Origin of the sequence: Empedobacter sp. GD03865 (genome assembly GCF_029840775.1) — a bacterium.
Classification (GTDB): Bacteria; Bacteroidota; Bacteroidia; order Flavobacteriales; family Weeksellaceae; genus Empedobacter; species Empedobacter falsenii_B.
Genome location: NZ_JAOCDF010000011.1, coordinates 1 through 18846 on the forward strand (window position 1 = coordinate 1; position 18846 = coordinate 18846).

The following is an 18846-nucleotide window of genomic DNA, read 5'->3' on the forward strand; positions in this document are numbered from 1 at the left end:
TAATAAGTAAAGAAAAAAAAGATAAAAAAATTCCAGTTCTAGTAACAAATGTTAAAGGTTTATCTGAAAAACTAGTAATACCATCTATAGCAAAACTTAACATTTTACTTAATGGATATCCTGATTTTCCATATTTTCTTTTATCTCGGTTAAAATATACAGCAGTTTGATTAAATCCAATCCAAGATATTTGTCCTCTTAAGAATTTATTTTTTTCAGGCATTTGTTTTAAACATTCGACAATTTTTTTATCAATAAGTCTAAAGTCACCTGTATCTAAAGGAATATCTATAGAAGTTAACGAGCTTAATGTACGATAAAAAAATTTCGCTGATATTTTTTTAAATAAACTTTCACCTTCTCTATTTTCTCTCTTAGCGTAAACTACCTCGAAACCTTCTTTATGTTTTTTATAAAGCTCTGGAATTAATTCGGGAGGATCTTGTAGGTCTCCATCAATAATTACTACAGCATCACCTTTACAATTATCTAATCCTGCACTTACTGCAATCTGATGTCCAAAGTTTCTACTAAAATTAATATAAAAAGATTTTTTATGACTACTAGCTATTGATTGTAACTGAAAGATTGAATTATCCTTACTTCCATCATTCACAAAAATAATTTCATAATCATCTGTTATTACTTCGGCTGATTTGATTATCCTTCTGTGTAATTCAGGTATTATCTTTTCTTCGTTATAAATAGGAACAATTATTGATAGTTTCATTTATTTTATATTTATTATTTTGTATATTTTTATTCCCCAATGTTGCCAATCTGTTTGATTGTCTTCTAAGATTTCAGTAGAATATTTATTTTCAATATTGCTTTTGATTTCTCCAGATTGTCCAACAACAACAATATCTCCAGGAATTAAAGAGTTCCAATCCTTAAGTTTTATATTGAAATTATAATCTTTGTTTAATTGATTGATATAAAACATAGCATTGTATTGAGGAATATCTGCACAATAAAATAAATTATTATCAATAATTCTTTCCCCATATCTAACTTCTTGAAAAAAAAGAGATAAAAGATTCATATTTCGTTGATACTCATCTTGATTAGATGTAATTTTATTATATATATTATAATATGAAAAAGAACTAATTGTAAAACAAGATAACACTAATGAATACATCAATATTTTTTCAAACCTCTTGTTGTTTAAATACACATATATTGTATATACTCCTAAACCAATAATTAATGAAAATAATGGAAACCAAGGTGTATCATACCATTCATACTTTGTAGAAGCTTTTGTTAAAACTAGATAGTGTATTATAATTAATGAAGCTATATATAGAGAGAGTTTTAAAATTTTTTTATTGGGATTAAATAATGATATAATAAAACAAATAGGCAAAAAATAAATCCAATTTTTAAAGCGATCTACATCATTAAATAAATTCTCAAAATAATAAAAAGTGTTTTTTTCTTCTAAACCATCAAGTGTAGTGTTTAACCTTCCTCCAAGTTCATTTTCATATACAGCTTTTATATATCCAGGATTAAGAATCTCTCTTATTGAATAATATGATATGACTATAAATAAGAAAATAAAAATTGCGTAATAAAAATGCTTGTTCTTTAATAATTTGAATAATTGCTTTGTAAATATTATTAATATTAAATAAGCAGGAGTAAACAAAAGTCCAGCAATACCTTTTGTTAGAACAGATAAACTTAAAGAAACAAAAAAAATGTATAACCATTTATTTTGTTTTGTTTCAGTAAATAGAAAAATACTTAACGAAGATATTGTTACGAAAAGAGTTAATAAAGTATCATAATCTCCTGTTCGAGCTCCATGTATAGCTATATAACCATTGGTAGTAATTAATACAGTACTAACAAAGATAGATATCCATTCATTATTTAAAATTTTTTTTGAAAATACATATAATAGGATGCAAGTTAATAAAGCACTTATTATTGTAGGAATACGAATTGCGAGTTCATTAACTCCAACTAAATACATAAAGAAAGTTTGTAACCATATTAATAATGGAGGCTTAGTATTCCACATATCAGGTTCTCCGTTATAGTGTGTTACAATAAAATTATTGTTGTAATACATTTCTAATGCATTTAAAGAATTTCTTCCTTCATCCCAAAGAAAAATAGGATCTTTATTAATGTTAATTAAAGTTATAGGAAGTATTATAAATAAAAGTAATAAAAAGTGTTTCCAAGATATTTTAATATCCATAATTGTAAAGTGAATTAATTCTAATAATTTGATTTTATAAATAATATAAGTAATAAACTCGTATAGTTATTAAATATTGTTGATACTAAGTGTATTTATTCTCTTTAAGGATATGATATAGTAAATTATAAATAAATAACAACCTAGTTGTCTATGAAATACATTTTCAACCGAAAAAAATAAAATAAAAGAAACAATTATACTGAATGAAATAAAGTTACCTTTAGTTATTAATAGAGACATTATACAAAAAGTTGTGAAAATAAAGAGGGCTATATATCCTCCAAATAATAAATAATCATAAAATTGAGAGTGAGTATTAAATTTTTCATTTATAAAGTAATCTTTTTTTTCTTTTTTATTAATTATTTGCTCATAATTAATGACTAAATAATCTTCTATTAATTGATAATTTCCATATCCAATAATATTGTTAAAGTCTTGATTATTTTTAATATTATATACACTTTTCCAAATTACAAATCGAGGTTCTTGATCAATTAAGATTTCTAAATTATCATAATTAAGTCTTTCTTTTACATTCGGATTAGAGAGCACGAGAAAAGTTAAACCTAATGTAGCTAAAGCTCCTATTATAGACTTATTTACAAAATTTAAATTTAAATAAAAGATAATGTAGATAAGGGTAATAATTATAAAGCTAATAATAGATAATCTTGCAGAAATTAAAACTAAAAAAGCAAACATGAAGAGTATAATAATACTATAAATTATTTTTAATCTTTTTTGAAAAGAATTCAGAGTAAATTTAAAACATAATAGAATATTTAAAAGTACATAAAAACCTAAGTAAGGTCGATGAATTTTCAGAATATGCACCATTTCTCCTTCATTTGCAAAAGGAATAAAACTATTTTTATAATAAAATAAAGATGTTCTTATTACACAGATCAATACATAAAAGGCACAACTTATTATAGATATTTTTTCAATTCTATTGATAGGAAGATCCTTCTTTGTATAGATTAATAGACTTCCGATTAATAGAATTGGTAAAAATTTCCATAAACTTTTATTTGCGTCATATGATCCTTGAAATAAACCTATTATTGAGATGTAAAATAGAAAAAAAATAAAAATATAAAGAATATTATTTGATTTGTAAGATTCATTATTTAAAAAATATTCGATTATTGAAGTAGCACAAAAAATAGCAAAAAGAAGGTTACTTAATGCTGATGAAAATGGAAGAATGAGCACTAAACATACTAATGAATATGAATTAAAAATTTTTATAGTTTTTATCATTTTAAAATTATTTTTTTTAAAAAAATCACAAAACGATTTGGAGTATATAAAAGAATATAGCTTTTTAATAAACCTAATATGGAAACATATGAAAAAGTAAAATTCTCTTTAAGAATTCTAACTTTACTTTTTATTTGTCTATTTCTATTTTGTATAGAAATTCCTTTAGTATTAATTTCAATAATTACTAAAACTTGATCAATGTTTTTCCCCTTGTATTTCTTTAAAATATTAGTAAAAAAAGCAAAATCTTCTGCAGCCTTATAATCTGTAGGATACTTTCCTACTTCTTTTATAATATCAGCTTTGAACATTACACTTGGATGAATGAAAGAACATTTAGATTTCATTTCTTTTCTAATTTCTTTATCAATTATAGCAGGTTTAATGTTAAAAAGAAAATTTTTATTTTCATCGACTGCTTTTACATAACTACCTACTAAAGCATAATCGTTATTCTTATTAAGAAATTCTTCTTGTATTTTAAAACGGTTTTCAACACATAAATCACCACAATCTAGTCTAGAAATATATTTATATTTTTTTTCTAGAGCATAGTCTATTGCATCATTTAGAACATATTCAATGCCTCTGTTTCTTATACAATATTGAAAATGTATATCACCTTTGAATTTTTTAGAATTTAAAACTTTAGTTTCTTGTATATTCTGCTGATTACTACCATCATCGATAATCAAGACATCTAATTTTTCATTTTGACCTATCGATTTGATTGAATTAATTAACCCTTGAGGATTATTATAATGTGGAATGATTAATAAATTTTTATTCATTCTTTTGATAATTAATTTTTTGTTGTAAGTATATTAGTATTACAAAATTTAACCAAACACCATAAACTCTAAAAGTATCAATTTGTAACCAATTAATATATAAGCCTATTAGAGAAATAGAAATAGAAATAGATAAAACTCGGGTATGAAAATTATTTGACTTCAAAAATCTGTAGCATAAATGCAAACTATAAATAATTATTGATAACCAACAAATAAAGCCTAAAATACCCATTTCTGCTAAAATTCTTGTATAAATATTATATCCAGGAGGGAATGAAGGTTCTTTTTTATTATTGTATAGTTCTTTAAATTCCCAATTGTTAACTGTAGACCATCTAGGATAATGAAATCTTGAATAGTAAGCTTGTTGCCCAAAACCTACTCCAAAAATAGGATTTTCCTTAAATACTTGTAAAGATGCATATTGCATTCCAAATCTTGTTTTATTGGAAACATCAGTTTTGAGGTTACTAACGAAATCTAGACGTTCTATTTTTTCATTAATGGAATAAATTATTTTTTCGGCATTAAATGTCAAAAGAGATAAAACAGTTATTAATGAACTAAAAAATAAAATACTTAGTTGTTTACGATAGATGTTATTTTTATACAGATATAAAATAAATAAAATAAATATAGAAAATACAACAAGAAGGCCTGTTCTTGATCCCGAAAAGAATGTAAGAATTAATACTAAAATAGAAGGGGAAATTTTTTTTATTAAATTATTTTCCGTTAATACATAGCTGAACATCCAGCCAGATATAGTAATTAAATATATAGCATAAAAAGGAGGTTCATAAGCAAAAGTTGATATTCTACCCCCGCTATGATAAACTGGTTTAATAAAAGGGATAACATAACCTATAAAGTCAGTTATTAATCTTGCAGGATATATACCAAAATATGAATATAGAATTTCAAAGAAACCATATAAAGAAGAAAATAATAACGAACAGAAAAAAATTCTACGGATGGTTATAAAAACTTTTTTTACAGACCAATTTGAAATAACTCTCCAAAAAAAAGGAATGAAAATAAAGAAAGGTATTGATAAAGCAAATAATTGTCTTATTAATCTATTCAGGCCACTTGTTTTTTTGAAATAACTATTATAAATATTATCGATATTAATTAATGAGCAAATAATTGCTATAAAAAAAAATAATATTAATAACCTATAAAAGGTACTATTGACAGGAATATTTAATTTTCCTGTTTTTATTACTTCTAATAACATTAGAAAACCTCCTAAAATAAAAAAATGAGCACCAATTTCTCTTGTATATTCTCCAAGAAAAGGAAATATTTCTATTTGATTAAAAGAAAATAGGAACAATCCTATAGAAAATATCACTAAATATAATCTCTCCAAATTATTCATTGTAAAATGCTTTGTTTTTTAAAATAAGTAAATGTTGGGCAAATGTTCGTATAAACCATAAGAATATTAATGATAATAAAACAATGTTGATTGATACACTATTTAAGAAAATTAAAGTTGTAATGATCAATATTGTGCTAATAATCAATATTATATTGAAGTATTTTAACATCTTTAAATTTGTAGAAACTTCAAATGCAGGACTTATAACCGCTGAGTATAATCTTGTTATTCCTAAAATAATTAAAAGAAACATTTCATATTTGTATTTGAAAAACTTAAATGTCAAAATATTAAACTCTTCAATGAAAAATATTATCATCAATAAAAAAGAACCGAGTATAACACCTAGCAACAGGGATAAATAAACATTTTTGAAAAGAGTATTCAACTCGATGCCTTCCTTATATTTGACTAATTGTTTAAAACCTATATAATTTTGTAAAATTCCATAAGGAGCAATTAAAAAATTGCTTAAGAAGAAATATATTCCAACAGCTTCTAATCCATTTTTTTGTTCAATTATAAATCTGTCTCCAAAAGTTATTATAGAAAAGGATGTAATAGAAATAAAGAAAAATAAAAACGATTTAAGTATAGTTTTTTTATTAATAGATGAAGTATAACAAAATTTAAATTGCTTTATAGTATTTAAAATAATAATAGCAGTACATCCTATTATTAAAAAACATAATATATTAATTAATGATACTATAGAGTCTATTTTAAAAAACAAAAAATAAATACTAATTATTAAAAGTATAAATTTCCAATAATTTGCTATTAATTGAGCAATTTCAAATAGTCCTTTTAACCTTAGAATACTAAAAATAGGCATGCTAATAATTAAACAATAGGATGCAAAATAGAGTAAAATATTAGAATAAGATTTTAGATAAAATGAGTTGAATACTGTGTAGTATAATATGCTAGTTAATAATGAGACTAAAATAATTATTATTAAATTGATTCTAGGTGTCTGTATTATTCCTTTTTTTGTTACAAATGAATATCTTAAAAAAACTTGCTCGAAACCTAGTATACCATAGACATATATTAAGGAAAAATATGTTACTATTAATGAATATATTCCATAGTTAATATCATTTAATACTGTTTTAAATATGATATTAGAAATAAAGAAACACCCAGCTCCTAAAATAATTATTAATAGAGATGAGTGTGTTTTTAATAAATTTTTAAAATAATTAAACTTAATCATTTTTTTAATTACGCAATTAGAAAGCGGTATTTAAAACTTTTTGTAATTCAAGGATAAAATTGTGAGTTGTTGTTAAAAAAGGATCATAATTTTCCCCCTTCGAACTTAAACTTAATTTATTATTTGAATCGTTGTAATTAATAAATTCATTTGGTTGAAAATACTTTGTTAACTCATCGCCAAAAATGTAAAATTCTCGACCTTGATCAGCAATTTTAATAAAATTTATTTTAATTTCTTTTTGATCTTTATTACTACTAATATCTAAACGTAAGTCAGTAGGAATTACATTTTCAGGAAATTTAAATTCTATATTTTGGTGACCTTCAACATCAGAAGAACCTGCATAAATTGTTTTCTCTTCTGTAAACCAGCCTATACTTTTATCTTTCCAAAAAACGATTAGCTCATCACTTTTATTGAAGTCAGCGTTTATTGTAAGAACTAACCCTGTATTAGAATTAGTTATTCTATCTTTATCGTTTGATACATTTGAAATAGTTTGACCATCTTTAGTTCTTGGCTTTTTATCCTCTCCACAACTTTGGAAAATAATAAAGGAACAGAATAATAATAAAGTTAAATTTTTCATGAATAAAATTATTTTTGTTTAGTAAATATTAATCTAATGAATAAAAATATACCTATAAATAGAATTGGTAAAATTATCTTCAATAAATTTCCCTTTGTTTCTGCTTGTACATTGAGAGATTCACTGATTTTCTTTATGATATTTGTAGACAACAATTCGTTTAATTTAATATATTCGTTTTCTTTTATAAGTTCTCTTTTTGTTATTAATAAATCATTAAGTTGATTATTATCATTGACATAAACCAAATTTTTACTTGCTTCTGATTTTGTTGAGTTTTCAACTTTTGAAAAAACAGCATCTATTTGTTTAATAGTACCATCATTTATTCCTAAACGTTGTTTTTCATTTTCTATTCTTATTAAACGAACTTGATTATAATATTCATTTTTATTAAGAAATTTTAATAATTTATCAATATTTGATGTTTGTATGGATGATTTTTTTGTCGTTAGAATAATTTGATGTGTTTTATAATTTTTACTTGTTTTTTCGTCATCAGCTACTTTATTAATATCGCCATCTTCAGCAAAAAGTTTAAGTAAATCAAAATTACTTTCGCTCTCGCCAGCAAACTGATAGATATTAGTAATAGGTTTTATCTCTATTTTATTGATATTAGGGGTAATACCAATTTTATTAAGAAAGACAGTGTCTTTATCAGAAATTTTAGAATTGATTAATTCAATCTCATTGTATAAATAATCTACACTACCATAATTTGGAGTTACAATTACTTTACTTTCATAGTTTTTTAATATTGGGTTTATAAAATAAGCAACTATTAAACCTAAAGCAGCTAATAAGATAATAAATAGAAAGTTTTTTTGTAAAAAAGTTCTAAATTTTTGTAGGAAATTTTTAAATAAAGCTCCAATTTCAATTTCTGAAGATTGTGAATTCATGAGTTAGTTTTATAAAAAGAATTTAGATTTTACATCTTTTTTTAGATGACAACGAAAATATTGATTTTTTATTTCATTTTTACAATAATAATTATAAAAAAACCTCTTATAAACTTATAAGAGGTTTTTCGAATTACTTCGAAAATATATTTTATACAATATAAGATAAATTATCTTTCGTATCTTTTTTCATTTTCGGTTCCAAAGCTAGCGATTTTATATAACCACCATCCCATCAATGCGCATCCGATGAATGTAAATAACCATCCAAAGATAACACCAATTGGAGATAATAAGTTTTCAAAAGTCCATTTGAAAATATCACCAATCGCAAAAAATAAATCAGTTATAACTCCCATATTCTAGTTTATTGCTTAATTTGCATCAAAGTTAATAAAATGTTGGTTAATCTACTTGACAAAAGGAATTTTTTTATACAGATTTTTATCATTGTGCTGTTTACATTGCTTGGAGCAACGAATTTTAACAGTATTGATCTGAGTAATTTAGAAAAATTGGGCGTAGTCCTGACGATTTTGACGATTGCTTTTGTAGGGTATATCGACAATACGAATGATTTAATTTCGACTTCTTCCTATCCAACTTTTGTCTATATTTTATGGATCATGCCTTTTATTGAAGGTTTATCCGATTATCGAATTGCAGGAAGTTTGTTGCTTGTGACTTATGTAACAGTGCAATTACTCTATTTTGAGTCCGAAAAAAACGATACGTACAATGCATTTGATATAGGCGTTTTTATGAGTTTTGCAATTTTATTAAGTCCACCACTTATTTTCTTAGGAATCGTTGTTTTTGCTTATTTTTTAACTTTAAGAGTGGTAGAACCTAAAATTCCAATTCTTGCTTTCTTAGGATTTATTCTTCCAATATTAATCGTTGCTCAAGTTAGTTTTCTGCTCGATTATTACTTTATGTTCGATTTTTATAAAGAACAATTAATGTTTACAATGGTACATTTCGAATGGAAACAATTGTTTTTAGTTCCAATTGCAATTATTCTAATTTATTCAATTATCAATCATTTCAAGAATGTGAATAAATTGACAGCACAAAAGAAACGTATCTTTTTGTTGATGCATTTTATGTTTGGAACAATGCTGATTACGTATATTCTTTACGGAGGAAATAACGATGCTTATCTTGCTTTTTTAGGTTTTAGCATTATGTTGATGTTGACAAGATACTTTAGCGAAAGCAAACCCAAAATAGAATGGCTAAAAGAGGCATTTCTTTGGGTTTTTATGATTTGCTTGCTAATTTATAATTTTTATGATAGAATCCCGAGATTCTTCTCCTTGATTACGGAGGTAAGTTTTTAATTCGAATTCTTTTCCATCAAAAGCACCATAAGTAAAGTAGTTAATCCAATCGCCAAGATTGATGTGACGTGCTTTGCCTATCGCAATTTCCATTGGTAAATGTCGATGTCCGTAAACTAGATAATCGTAGTATTTTCGATGCAATTGCTTGCGGCTATACATGATTAACCATTCGTTGTCAACGCCTAAGAAATTAACATCTTCATCACCCGAAATCATTTTATTTTTTCGCGAAGCTGTAATTCCCAACCACATTGCCAAATCCGGATGAAGTAGATAAAAAAGAAATTGACAAACTTTGTTTGTAAAAACCTTTTTCATGCGTTTGTAGCCTTTATCACCAGGACCTTTTCCATCACCGTGAACAATAAAAAATTCTTTTCCATTGATGATAAAATCCTGCTTATCTCGGAAAACAATCGCATTGATTTGTTCTTCCAAATAATCTTTCATCCATAAATCATGGTTTCCAACAAAGAAATAAATAGGAATTCCACGATCAGAAATTTCGGCTAATTTTCCTAAAACACGCACAAATCCTTTCGGAACAACGTGTTTATATTCGAACCAAAAATCGAATAAATCGCCAATCAAAAATAAAACACCGCAATCGTCTTTTATTTCGTCAAGCCATTTTACAAACAATTTTTCGCGCACCAAACTATCTTTTTCATTCGGAGCACCAAAGTGATGATCCGAAGAAAAATAGGCTTTTTTACCAGCTTCTAACTGAATGTTTATTGGTTGTCCTCCGCTAACCATTCTGCATAAGAATTTTCAGTTTCGTGTAATTTCAAAGCAACCAAATCGATATTCGTTGGTAAAAGAGGTTTGATTTTATCCACAATCCACAAAATCATGTTTTCAGCAGACGGTTGATAATCTGTAAAAACAACATTGTGTCCTTCTGCTAATAATTTTTCACCTAATATTTTGTGAGGTGAATTTTCGTTCAATAAAATAGCGTGATCAAAAAGATTAACAATTTCTTTGTTCACAATTTTTTTCAAATCCCCAAAATCCATCACCATTCCAAGTTTCACATCGGTTGTGTCTTCAGAAGGTGTTCCTTTCACAGTTACAAATAATTTGTACGAATGTCCATGTATATTTTTACACTTTCCGTCATAACCATGCAAAGCATGTGCAGTTTCGAACGTAAAAGCTTTTGTAAGTCGAATGATTTTCATTAAATTTAGTACTAAACTTTAATTTGCAAAGGTAATGGAAATCAAAACAATCGTAAATTCTTTGGCTGATTTATTTTTTCCGATGCGTTGTTTGGATTGTCAAGACGTTATTCAACCTTCGCAATTTCTGTGTGTTTCGTGCTCAACCAAACTCGTTTTTACGCATTTTAATTTCGATCAAAATAATCGTGCTTATGATAAATTGAGAAATTTTTGCGAGGTCGAAAATGCATTTTCTTTGTTAGAATTTAAACATCATAATACCACGCAAGCCATTTTGCATGAAATGAAATACAGGAATCGTCCAGAAATTGGAATTGATTTAGCGCAGATGATTAAGTTTGATTTGAGTCATTATGACGGAATTATTCCGATTCCATTGCATTCAAAACGATTGAAAACAAGAGGCTACAATCAAGTAGAAAATTTTGCACGAACGTTGGCAGAAATCAACCAGATAAATTATTTTTCGGATGGATTAATCCGAACTAAATACAATTCATCTCAAGTAAATGAAGACAAAAAACACCGATTGGATAACTTGAAAGATGCGTTTGAAATCAATCCAAATCTTAAACCTGGACATTATATTTTGATTGATGATGTCTTAACAACTGGTGCAACAATTGCATCGGCAATAAAAAAGTTTAATCTTTCAGAAAATTTTAAGATAAGTGTAATTACCATTGCTTGTGCTTAATAACAAGCTTTTTCTTAACTTGCGCCCATGAATAAGACGACACGTTTTTCGCTTTTGATGTTAACCATTTTGACGGTTATTTCTTGTGCAAGACAAGGTTCACCAACGGGAGGACCTAAAGATGAAACTCCGCCAGTTTTCCTAAAAGCTGATCCAGATACATTGGCTACGAATGTAGATCTTAATTTGCAAGAGGCTACAATCAACTTTGATGAGTACATTCTTCTGAAAGAATACAGCAAAAATGTGGTTGTTTCGCCATCGTTTCAGATTCCCCCAATTGTGACGCCGCAAGCTTTAGCGAAGAAATATATTTCGATTAAATTTCAAGAACCCTTGTTACCAAATACGACGTATAGTTTCAATTTTGGAGATGCGATTCAAGATTTTAACGAAAATAATAAGTTATCAAACTTTCAATATGTTTTTTCGACAGGTAGTTTTATCGATTCGTTGAAGGTAACAGGTCGTGTAAATTCGTCTTATGATTTCAAATTACCAGAAAAGATATTGGTCGGGCTATATAAAGTAGATAGTACATACAAAGACAGTATCATTCTGCAAAAGAAACCATATTACATTGCGAGAGCCAATGATAAAGGAGAATATCAATTAAATTATTTGGCTTCGGGTAAGTATAAATTAATTGCTTTTGAGGATAAGGTAGAAAATGTGATGTACGATTATGGAAAAGAGCGTTTGGCTTTTCATAACGAACCAATTGAGCTGAATGCGAATCAACAAATCAACTTGAATTTATTCAATCAAAAACCAGCTTATCGTAAACCTGAAGCGAGTTTTAAACAAGAAGGTTTAATTGTTTTTAAAACGACTGGCGCAACGGATGATGTTACGATAGCGCCGGTTGGGAAAGAATTTAAAACGGCTTATATTCAGAAGTTTCCAAAACAAGATTCGATTAATTTTTGGTTCAATCCAAAAGTGGATACAATTGTAGGAAGAAGTGCAAAATTGAACTTCAAGGTTCAACATAAAGATCAAATTGATGAAGTAAGTGCATTATACTCAAAATCGAATACTGAACGAAAATTAGAATTTAAAGCAATAAATGATCAAAAATTAGCACCAAATAAACCGTTTAAAATTCAGGCAAATGCACCAATAAAATCATTGGATTTATCTAAAATTTATGTGTTTAAGGATACGGTTTCCATTCCATTCAAAGTTTCGATCGATACAGTGAATGCTCAGAATTTGAATTTTGCTTTTGAGAAAAATTTAGATGAAAAATTTGAAGTTAATATCTATCCAAATGCGTTGACAGACGTGTTAGGAGAGAAGAATGATACACTTGCTTATCCTATAAAAATGGGAACGCGTGGAGATTTTGGACATTTAAAATTAACGCTTCAAAATACACCATCAAAACCATTTATTTTACAGTTTTTAAAGACTGATAAAGATTTTACAGTAATTGAAGAAATTTATAATCCAGCAAATAAAAACTATTTTGAGTTCAATTTTATTGAGCCAGGAGAATATTTGTTCCGTTTATTGGTTGATGAAAACGAAAATGGAAAATGGGATACTGGCGATTATTTATCAGGTAAACAGCCCGAACCAATTTATTTGTATCCAGAGCCAATTAAAATTAGAGCGATGTGGGATGCGACCGAAACTTGGGTTTTAGGAGAGGCAAATCAACCAGTTTCTTTACCAAATGATGACAAAGATTCGGACAAAAATAGAATACGTCGAGGAGAATTGAAAGAAGGCGAGGAGCGTCAAAATCCACGAACAGCAAATAAGAAATCAGAGGAATAGTTCTCTGATTTTTTTAATTTAGTCAATTCGCAAATTTCTCGTAATACTTGCGTATGGTTGTATGTCATAAACTGGACAACCTATTCTGTCCAAAATAATACTTCCTACAATTAAATAAACTTGATATTGAGTTTTAGGTGTATTGTTATCAAAAAGATGTTTACAATTTGTAATTAAAATTGCATTGATAAACTCTTCAACAGTAAGTTCTTCCCATTTAATAAAATGATAATCTAAGAAAATATATTTTAAAATATTAGAATAATTTTTAATTTTTAGATTTAAAAAATTGCTTAAATCTTGAAAGTTATTTATTTGTAAGTAATTTGATATTTTATCTGCTAGTTGAATATGATTTCCAAAATAATCCTGAAATAAAGCATAAAGTGAATTAAATTCTTCTTTGTTTTCGGAAGTAATATCAATCATTTGACAAATTAGGTTTGAAATTTCCTCAACTCGACTTATTTGCTGAATATCTTCATCTTTAAAACGAATATTGAAATGATTTTCAAATTCCATGATTAATTCAACAGTATCTAATCCCATATTTTCTAACTTTCTGGTGCCAAATATATAAAAGGTGAAAGAGGAATGTTTCTCAAAATAGAATAAACCAAAAGGAAGATTAAGAAATTTCTAGCAAAACTTTCGGGAAGATGTAATTTGCCTGACATTGGTTTGCCTAAAAAAATATTTTCAATAATAGCATAATACAATTGTACACAAATGTAAAGTGCAAAAGGCAAAATAAGATTGTATCGTAACGATTGTAAAAAATGTCCGTGAACAAGTAAGGAAAAAGCACGTTGACCGCCACAGCCAGGACACCATAAACCTGTTATTTCATGAAACATACATTTGATAGAAAACGGACTTTGGTTGCTGTAATAACTATAAAAATAGACAATTACCAAAATGGGTAAAAGTGTTGATAGTCCATAAACCAAAATCCGTTTTATCATATGATTAATTTCCGTTAGAGCTTTCTAAAATACTTTTATATTGCTCCATATAAGCATCCATACCTCCTGTAATTAATATCACAACATTTATAATAACACCAATTACACCTAAGCCAATTGCAACGTAAGCTAATATTTTAGAATTTTTAGCTGCTTGTTCAGCTCCTGTAGAATCACCAATATTGTGTTTTGTATTCACTTGATTTGCAAAAACAATCGCGATAATACCCACAATAGTACCGATACAACAAGGAGAACAAAGACCTAAAATAGTTCCGATGATTGCTAAAACAAGGTTGTTTTCTGGTTTTGGTTTAATTTCTTCAAAAGAAGATTGTTGTGGTTGATTAAAATCTTGATTAGATTGGCTAGAATAATCCATAATAATGTTTTTTTAGTTTCGAATAAAAATAGAAAAAATGTTTAAATAAATTTAATAAAATATTTAATATTCTATTGAAATAACATTCGATATAAATCTTCTACTTTTGATATTCTGACGATTCTAATTCCAAAATCTGTATCTTTTATTTTATTGTATTTTGAAACAAAAATTGCATCAAAACCTAGTTTTTCAGCTTCTGTAATGCGTTGTTCAACACGATTCACTGCTCTTATTTCTCCACTTAAACCAACTTCTCCTGCAAAACAACAATTGTCTGGAACAGCAGAATCTTCGCTTGATGAAAGAATTGCTGCAATAACAGCTAAATCAATCGCAGGATCATCCACTCGAATTCCGCCTGTAATATTCAAGAAAACATCTTTCATATTCAATCGGAAACCAGCGCGTTTTTCTAAAACAGCCAGCAACATATTCAATCGCTTGGCATCAAAACCAGTCGCAGTACGTTGTGGAGTTCCATAAACAGCAGTAGAAACTAAAGCTTGAATTTCAATCAACATCGGGCGAACACCTTCCAAAGTTGCTGCAATTGCATTTCCGCTTAGTAATTCATCTTTTTTGGTAATTAATACTTCTGACGGATTTGTGACTTCACGCAAACCCGCTCCTTGCATTTCATAAATTCCGATTTCTGCAGTCGAGCCAAAACGGTTTTTGTTTGCACGTAAAATTCGGTAAATATGGTTGCGATCGCCTTCAAATTGCAACACAACATCTACCATATGTTCCAAAATTTTTGGTCCAGCAATTACACCTTCTTTCGTAATATGTCCAATTAAAATAATCGGTGTGTTGGTTTCTTTTGCGTACTGAATTAGCTCAAAAGTTGTTTCTCGAATTTGCGAAATACTTCCTGGAGAAGACTCTACATAAGTGGTTTGAAGCGTTTGTACAGAATCGACAACAATCAATTGAGGTTGAATTTCTTTGGCGTGAGCAAATATTTTTTGCGTATTAGTTTCGGGTAAAATAAAACATTGATCCGATTCAATTCCGATTCGTTCAGCACGAAGTTTTACTTGCGAAACAGATTCTTCTCCAGATACATATAAGATTTTAATCGTATCTAACTTTAAGGCAACTTGCAACATCAATGTCGATTTTCCAACACCAGGTTCTCCACCAACCAAAATCACTGATCCAGGAACAATTCCGCCTCCTAAAACCCTATCTAATTCTTGGTTTTTCGTTGAAATTCTTATTTCTCCTAATGGATTTATTTCGCGAATATTCAGGGCAAACGTTTTCTCTTTTTTGTCCGATTTATCTTTCCACGATTTTTTTTCGTCGCCTTTGTCTACAATTTCTTCAACAATGGTATTCCATTCGCCACAACTTTTGCATTGTCCCATCCATTGCGCGGTTTGCGTGCCACAGTTTTGGCAGAAATATGTAGTTTTTGTTTTAGCCATAGCTTCAAATTTAGACAAAAATAATGTTTTATCGCGACAAGATATGGAGTTATAAGTGTGAAAAATTTTAATACAATAATCAAAAAACGTTAACAATAATTTACTTTTTTAACAAATTATCAACTTTAGATAAAGTTGAGTTAAATATTGATTTTCAATTATTTTCTCGATTATTTTTAATCATATTTTAAAATGCCAATGAAAAGAACTTTATTTCTTAGCTTTTTTTATATTTTTTGTATTTCTGTCAATGCACAATCGACTTTAATTTCGGGGAAAATTATGGTAGATAATGCGGATGAAATCGTTAATCTTGATGATTTTGTAATCGAAAATTTAACGTCAAATGCACGAACAAAATCAAATGAAAAAGGTCTTTTTTCGATTCGAGTTCAGCCAAACGATGTTTTACTTTTTAAACAAATTGGAATTGAAGAACGTCAGCTTAAGATTTCTGAATCAATGATTAGAAAAGGTTTTATAGACGTTCATCTAAATGTTGAAGTGATAGAATTATCCGAAACGAAAATAAAACCGCTTAAAAAGAATTGGAAAGAAAATATTAGCAAAGAAGAAACGCAAAGCGAAAAAATCAATAAAAGTTTAGGTATTAATGAAGAATTTAAAAATGATATGGTGAAAGCCTATTTTGCTTCGGAATATCTTCGAAAATTAAGAGTTCCCATTCGTTATGAAAATGTGATGGGTTTGATAGAGCAATATTCGGACAAAGAAGTGCAGACGTATAAACATTTTCTGAAAAAGAAAAACCTTGATAAATACGATAAAATCATTCAGCTCAAAGATTATTTCACCGAATATTATTTTGCACATGATTTGAAAATTCCGAAAGGAAATATTCTTGATTTTATTCATTATTGCTTTGTTGAGTTTAAGTTAGAACCACTTTTTAAAGCAAATAATTATGATAAAATCACTTTAATTTTCGAAGAACAAGCACCAAATTATCTTTCTACTATCAACCAAAAAACAATCGAACATGAGTAAAATTTTATTCTTTTTATTCATCATTTCATCAACTTATCTTCAAGCACAAAGCACTTTAATCACAGGAAAAATTATTGTGGATGATGCAGAAGAGGTTATTGATTTGGAAGGAACTTCGATTGAAAATTTAACGACAAAAGCCAAAACAAAAACGAATAATGTTGGCTTATTTTCGATCAATGTGAACTTGAATGATGAATTGATAATCAAACATACGGGAATTGAAGAAAGAAGATTGAAAGTTTCGGAAACTATGATTACAAAAGGTTTTGTGACGATTCATGTAAATATTGAAGTGATTGAATTGAAAGAAGCGAATATCTCGAAATTAGATAAAAATTCGCTCAAAAATTTGGGAAAAGAAAAATCATTTCAAGAAAAATTGAATGATGAAGCGGGTTTTACTTCTCTAGAATTTAAAGCGGAACTGAATCTTAAACATGATGAAGAAAGAGTCAATAGAACGATTAAACAGGTTGGAGGAGTTAATCTAAAAGGGGTATTTGATTTGTTCAAAAACCCAAAAAAACGAATGAAAAATCCAGGTCCAATAAAAGTTGTGAAAGAAGATCAATTATCGGCGTTGCATAAATTTTTTACGACATATTATTTTGTGAATGATTTGAAAATTCCAGAAGGAAAAATAAACGAGTTTTTAGATTATTGTTATTCAAATTTTGATTTTCCGAAATTGTTGCGAGATAATAATTTTGATGAAATTCTTTTTATAATTGAAGAACAAGCGCCGATTTATTTAGCAAAAATGAAGAAAAATGAGTAGAATAAATTACATTATATTATTGAATTTGTTGAGCGTTTTTACATTTGCGCAAACAACCTTGATTACTGGAAAAGTAGTGATTGATGATGGAATTGCTGGGCAAGATGCGGTAGACAATATTTTGGTGACAAACGAATCGACGAATGCGAAAACGTTTACAAATGCGAGCGGAATGTTTTCAATTAAAGCTTCTGTGGGAGATGAATTGGTGATTACACATGATTTTTATATCGAACGAAAAATCAAAATTACATCGGATATTTTAGTAAAAGGAATGCTGACGATTCATTTGAATATTGAAACGATTGAACTTGCTGAAGCGCGAATTAATACGTTGGACAGAAATTTTAAGAATAACATCAAGTTAGAACACGGAAAAGTAGATGAATTGTATGATAATTTGAACTTGGGTTTTAATCCAAATTTGCGTTTCCGAAAGATAAATCCTAACATGACTTCTACAATTAATAATAATGGATTGTTGGATCCGTCGAATTGGATAGCAACTATTTCTGGACAAAAGAAGAAAGATAAAAAACAAAATGAATATTTCAAAAAGGTAGATAAAATCATAGATTTAGAGAATTATTTCACCATAAATTATTTCATCGAAACATTGAATATTCCCGAAAATAAAGTCACCGATTATGTGCGATATTGTTATGCGAATTTTGAATTAGAAAAACTTGTAAAAGAAAATAAATACGATAAAATCACAGAAATTTTAGAGGAACAAGCGCCTAAATATTTGGAAATGATAAAGAAATAAAATGTATATTTAATAAAACTTATTAGCTATGGAAGTACTTTTTGTATTGTTTGTTAATATTATTTTCTTTCTAATTATGAAAATAAGTTATAGAATAAAT

21 protein-coding genes are annotated in these 18846 nt (G+C 27.6%); 6 read left to right on the forward strand and 15 right to left on the reverse strand.

The window, feature by feature from the left end; translation table 11 throughout:
- From N5D46_RS05900 to N5D46_RS05940, 9 genes are all read right to left on the reverse strand, one after another.
- A partial coding sequence (locus N5D46_RS05900; RefSeq protein ID WP_280049438.1) for a glycosyltransferase family 2 protein occupies positions 1–730 on the reverse strand: 730 nt, incomplete at its 3' end.
- Positions 731–2218 (reverse strand): glycosyltransferase family 39 protein, encoded by a 1488-nt coding sequence (locus tag N5D46_RS05905; protein ID WP_280049439.1) that lies wholly within the window; start codon positions 2216–2218, stop codon positions 731–733. It abuts the gene before it with no gap.
- A gap of 69 nt (positions 2219–2287) precedes the next feature.
- The gene (locus tag N5D46_RS05910; protein WP_280049440.1) at positions 2288–3487 is read right to left on the reverse strand and encodes an O-antigen ligase family protein; all 1200 of its coding nucleotides are present in this window, start codon (positions 3485–3487) and stop codon (positions 2288–2290) included.
- Positions 3484–4281 carry a glycosyltransferase gene (locus N5D46_RS05915; protein WP_280049442.1) on the reverse strand — a complete coding sequence of 266 codons (798 nt, stop codon included), beginning with the start codon at positions 4279–4281 and terminating at the stop codon, positions 3484–3486. The genes N5D46_RS05910 and N5D46_RS05915 overlap by 4 nt, the downstream gene beginning before the upstream one ends.
- Complete coding sequence (locus tag N5D46_RS05920; RefSeq protein ID WP_280049443.1) at positions 4274–5668, reverse strand: O-antigen ligase family protein; 1395 nt, start codon at positions 5666–5668, stop codon at positions 4274–4276. Before N5D46_RS05920 ends, N5D46_RS05915 begins: the two co-directional genes overlap by 8 nt.
- A complete protein-coding gene (locus tag N5D46_RS05925; protein ID WP_280049444.1) occupies positions 5661–6890 on the reverse strand; it encodes a hypothetical protein in 1230 nt (409 codons plus the stop codon). The genes N5D46_RS05920 and N5D46_RS05925 overlap by 8 nt, the downstream gene beginning before the upstream one ends.
- Positions 6891–6906: 16 nt before the next feature.
- Positions 6907–7482 carry a hypothetical protein gene (locus N5D46_RS05930; RefSeq protein WP_280049445.1) on the reverse strand — a complete coding sequence of 192 codons (576 nt, stop codon included), beginning with the start codon at positions 7480–7482 and terminating at the stop codon, positions 6907–6909.
- 8 nt (positions 7483–7490) lie between these two features.
- Positions 7491–8387: a hypothetical protein gene (locus N5D46_RS05935; protein ID WP_280049446.1), complete on the reverse strand. Its 897-nt coding sequence runs from the start codon at positions 8385–8387 to the stop codon at positions 7491–7493.
- A 170-nt stretch (positions 8388–8557) separates the two neighbouring features.
- Positions 8558–8746 (reverse strand): hypothetical protein, encoded by a 189-nt coding sequence (locus tag N5D46_RS05940; protein WP_125349128.1) that lies wholly within the window; start codon positions 8744–8746, stop codon positions 8558–8560.
- A 93-nt stretch (positions 8747–8839) separates the two neighbouring features.
- On the opposite strand from N5D46_RS05940, the gene N5D46_RS05945 reads away from it, so the two are divergent.
- Positions 8840–9730: a DUF6427 family protein gene (locus N5D46_RS05945; protein WP_280049447.1), complete on the forward strand. Its 891-nt coding sequence runs from the start codon at positions 8840–8842 to the stop codon at positions 9728–9730.
- On the opposite strand, the gene N5D46_RS05950 is transcribed toward N5D46_RS05945, so the two are convergent.
- The gene (locus N5D46_RS05950; protein ID WP_280049448.1) at positions 9665–10492 is read right to left on the reverse strand and encodes a UDP-2,3-diacylglucosamine diphosphatase; all 828 of its coding nucleotides are present in this window, start codon (positions 10490–10492) and stop codon (positions 9665–9667) included. The genes N5D46_RS05945 and N5D46_RS05950 overlap by 66 nt on opposite strands.
- On the reverse strand, positions 10468–10920 hold the full coding sequence (gene queD, locus N5D46_RS05955) for a 6-carboxytetrahydropterin synthase QueD (protein WP_280049449.1): 453 nt from the start codon (positions 10918–10920) through the stop codon (positions 10468–10470). The genes N5D46_RS05950 and queD overlap by 25 nt, the downstream gene beginning before the upstream one ends.
- 34 nt (positions 10921–10954) lie before the next feature.
- On the opposite strand from queD, the gene N5D46_RS05960 reads away from it, so the two are divergent.
- Together N5D46_RS05960 and N5D46_RS05965 are read left to right on the forward strand one after the other, a co-directional pair.
- A complete protein-coding gene (locus N5D46_RS05960; protein ID WP_280049450.1) occupies positions 10955–11620 on the forward strand; it encodes a hypothetical protein in 666 nt (221 codons plus the stop codon).
- Positions 11621–11647: 27 nt separating this feature from the next.
- Positions 11648–13405, forward strand: coding sequence for an Ig-like domain-containing protein (locus N5D46_RS05965; protein ID WP_280049451.1), 1758 nt, complete (start codon positions 11648–11650; stop codon positions 13403–13405).
- 18 nt (positions 13406–13423) lie between these two features.
- Here N5D46_RS05965 and N5D46_RS05970 read toward each other — a convergent pair whose 3' ends face one another.
- The 4 genes from N5D46_RS05970 to radA form a co-directional block, all read right to left on the reverse strand.
- Complete coding sequence (locus N5D46_RS05970; RefSeq protein WP_125349133.1) at positions 13424–13954, reverse strand: hypothetical protein; 531 nt, start codon at positions 13952–13954, stop codon at positions 13424–13426.
- Positions 13955–13959: 5 nt separating this feature from the next.
- Positions 13960–14370 (reverse strand): DUF2752 domain-containing protein, encoded by a 411-nt coding sequence (locus N5D46_RS05975; protein ID WP_125349134.1) that lies wholly within the window; start codon positions 14368–14370, stop codon positions 13960–13962.
- A gap of 4 nt (positions 14371–14374) precedes the next feature.
- Positions 14375–14752 (reverse strand): CD225/dispanin family protein, encoded by a 378-nt coding sequence (locus tag N5D46_RS05980; RefSeq protein WP_125349135.1) that lies wholly within the window; start codon positions 14750–14752, stop codon positions 14375–14377.
- A 71-nt stretch (positions 14753–14823) separates the two neighbouring features.
- Positions 14824–16188 (reverse strand): DNA repair protein RadA, encoded by a 1365-nt coding sequence (gene radA, locus N5D46_RS05985; RefSeq protein WP_125349136.1) that lies wholly within the window; start codon positions 16186–16188, stop codon positions 14824–14826.
- Positions 16189–16386: 198 nt separating this feature from the next.
- On the opposite strand from radA, the gene N5D46_RS05990 reads away from it, so the two are divergent.
- Genes N5D46_RS05990 through N5D46_RS06000 form a run of 3 tightly spaced genes read left to right on the forward strand, consistent with a single transcriptional unit; the run spans position 16387 to position 18746 of the window.
- Entirely contained in the window at positions 16387–17196 is an 810-nt protein-coding gene (locus tag N5D46_RS05990; protein ID WP_280035038.1) for a hypothetical protein, read from the forward strand.
- Positions 17189–17977, forward strand: a complete 789-nt coding sequence (locus tag N5D46_RS05995) for a hypothetical protein (RefSeq protein ID WP_280049452.1) — start codon at positions 17189–17191, stop codon at positions 17975–17977. Before N5D46_RS05990 ends, N5D46_RS05995 begins: the two co-directional genes overlap by 8 nt.
- The gene (locus N5D46_RS06000; RefSeq protein WP_280049453.1) at positions 17970–18746 is read left to right on the forward strand and encodes a hypothetical protein; all 777 of its coding nucleotides are present in this window, start codon (positions 17970–17972) and stop codon (positions 18744–18746) included. Before N5D46_RS05995 ends, N5D46_RS06000 begins: the two co-directional genes overlap by 8 nt.
- The last annotated feature ends 100 nt before the right edge of the window (positions 18747–18846 follow it).

Bases quoted from the DNA above. Each gene is read 5' to 3' on its own strand.
- queD (WP_280049449.1), bottom strand. From the start codon at position 10,920: ATGAAAATCATTCGACTTACAAAAGCTTTTACGTTCGAAACTGCACAT.
- N5D46_RS05950 (WP_280049448.1), bottom strand. From the start codon at position 10,492: ATGGTTAGCGGAGGACAACCAATAAACATTCAGTTAGAAGCTGGTAAA.
- N5D46_RS05935 (WP_280049446.1), bottom strand. From the start codon at position 8,387: ATGAATTCACAATCTTCAGAAATTGAAATTGGAGCTTTATTTAAAAAT.
- N5D46_RS05960 (WP_280049450.1), top strand. From the start codon at position 10,955: ATGGAAATCAAAACAATCGTAAATTCTTTGGCTGATTTATTTTTTCCG.
- N5D46_RS06000 (WP_280049453.1), top strand. From the start codon at position 17,970: ATGAGTAGAATAAATTACATTATATTATTGAATTTGTTGAGCGTTTTT.
- N5D46_RS05990 (WP_280035038.1), top strand. From the start codon at position 16,387: ATGAAAAGAACTTTATTTCTTAGCTTTTTTTATATTTTTTGTATTTCT.
- N5D46_RS05975 (WP_125349134.1), bottom strand. From the start codon at position 14,370: ATGATAAAACGGATTTTGGTTTATGGACTATCAACACTTTTACCCATT.
- N5D46_RS05925 (WP_280049444.1), bottom strand. From the start codon at position 6,890: ATGATTAAGTTTAATTATTTTAAAAATTTATTAAAAACACACTCATCT.
- N5D46_RS05930 (WP_280049445.1), bottom strand. From the start codon at position 7,482: ATGAAAAATTTAACTTTATTATTATTCTGTTCCTTTATTATTTTCCAA.
- N5D46_RS05910 (WP_280049440.1), bottom strand. From the start codon at position 3,487: ATGATAAAAACTATAAAAATTTTTAATTCATATTCATTAGTATGTTTA.
- N5D46_RS05980 (WP_125349135.1), bottom strand. From the start codon at position 14,752: ATGGATTATTCTAGCCAATCTAATCAAGATTTTAATCAACCACAACAA.
- N5D46_RS05920 (WP_280049443.1), bottom strand. From the start codon at position 5,668: ATGAATAATTTGGAGAGATTATATTTAGTGATATTTTCTATAGGATTG.
- radA (WP_125349136.1), bottom strand. From the start codon at position 16,188: ATGGCTAAAACAAAAACTACATATTTCTGCCAAAACTGTGGCACGCAA.
- N5D46_RS05965 (WP_280049451.1), top strand. From the start codon at position 11,648: ATGAATAAGACGACACGTTTTTCGCTTTTGATGTTAACCATTTTGACG.
- N5D46_RS05995 (WP_280049452.1), top strand. From the start codon at position 17,189: ATGAGTAAAATTTTATTCTTTTTATTCATCATTTCATCAACTTATCTT.
- N5D46_RS05905 (WP_280049439.1), bottom strand. From the start codon at position 2,218: ATGGATATTAAAATATCTTGGAAACACTTTTTATTACTTTTATTTATA.
- N5D46_RS05915 (WP_280049442.1), bottom strand. From the start codon at position 4,281: ATGAATAAAAATTTATTAATCATTCCACATTATAATAATCCTCAAGGG.
- N5D46_RS05970 (WP_125349133.1), bottom strand. From the start codon at position 13,954: ATGGGATTAGATACTGTTGAATTAATCATGGAATTTGAAAATCATTTC.
- N5D46_RS05940 (WP_125349128.1), bottom strand. From the start codon at position 8,746: ATGGGAGTTATAACTGATTTATTTTTTGCGATTGGTGATATTTTCAAA.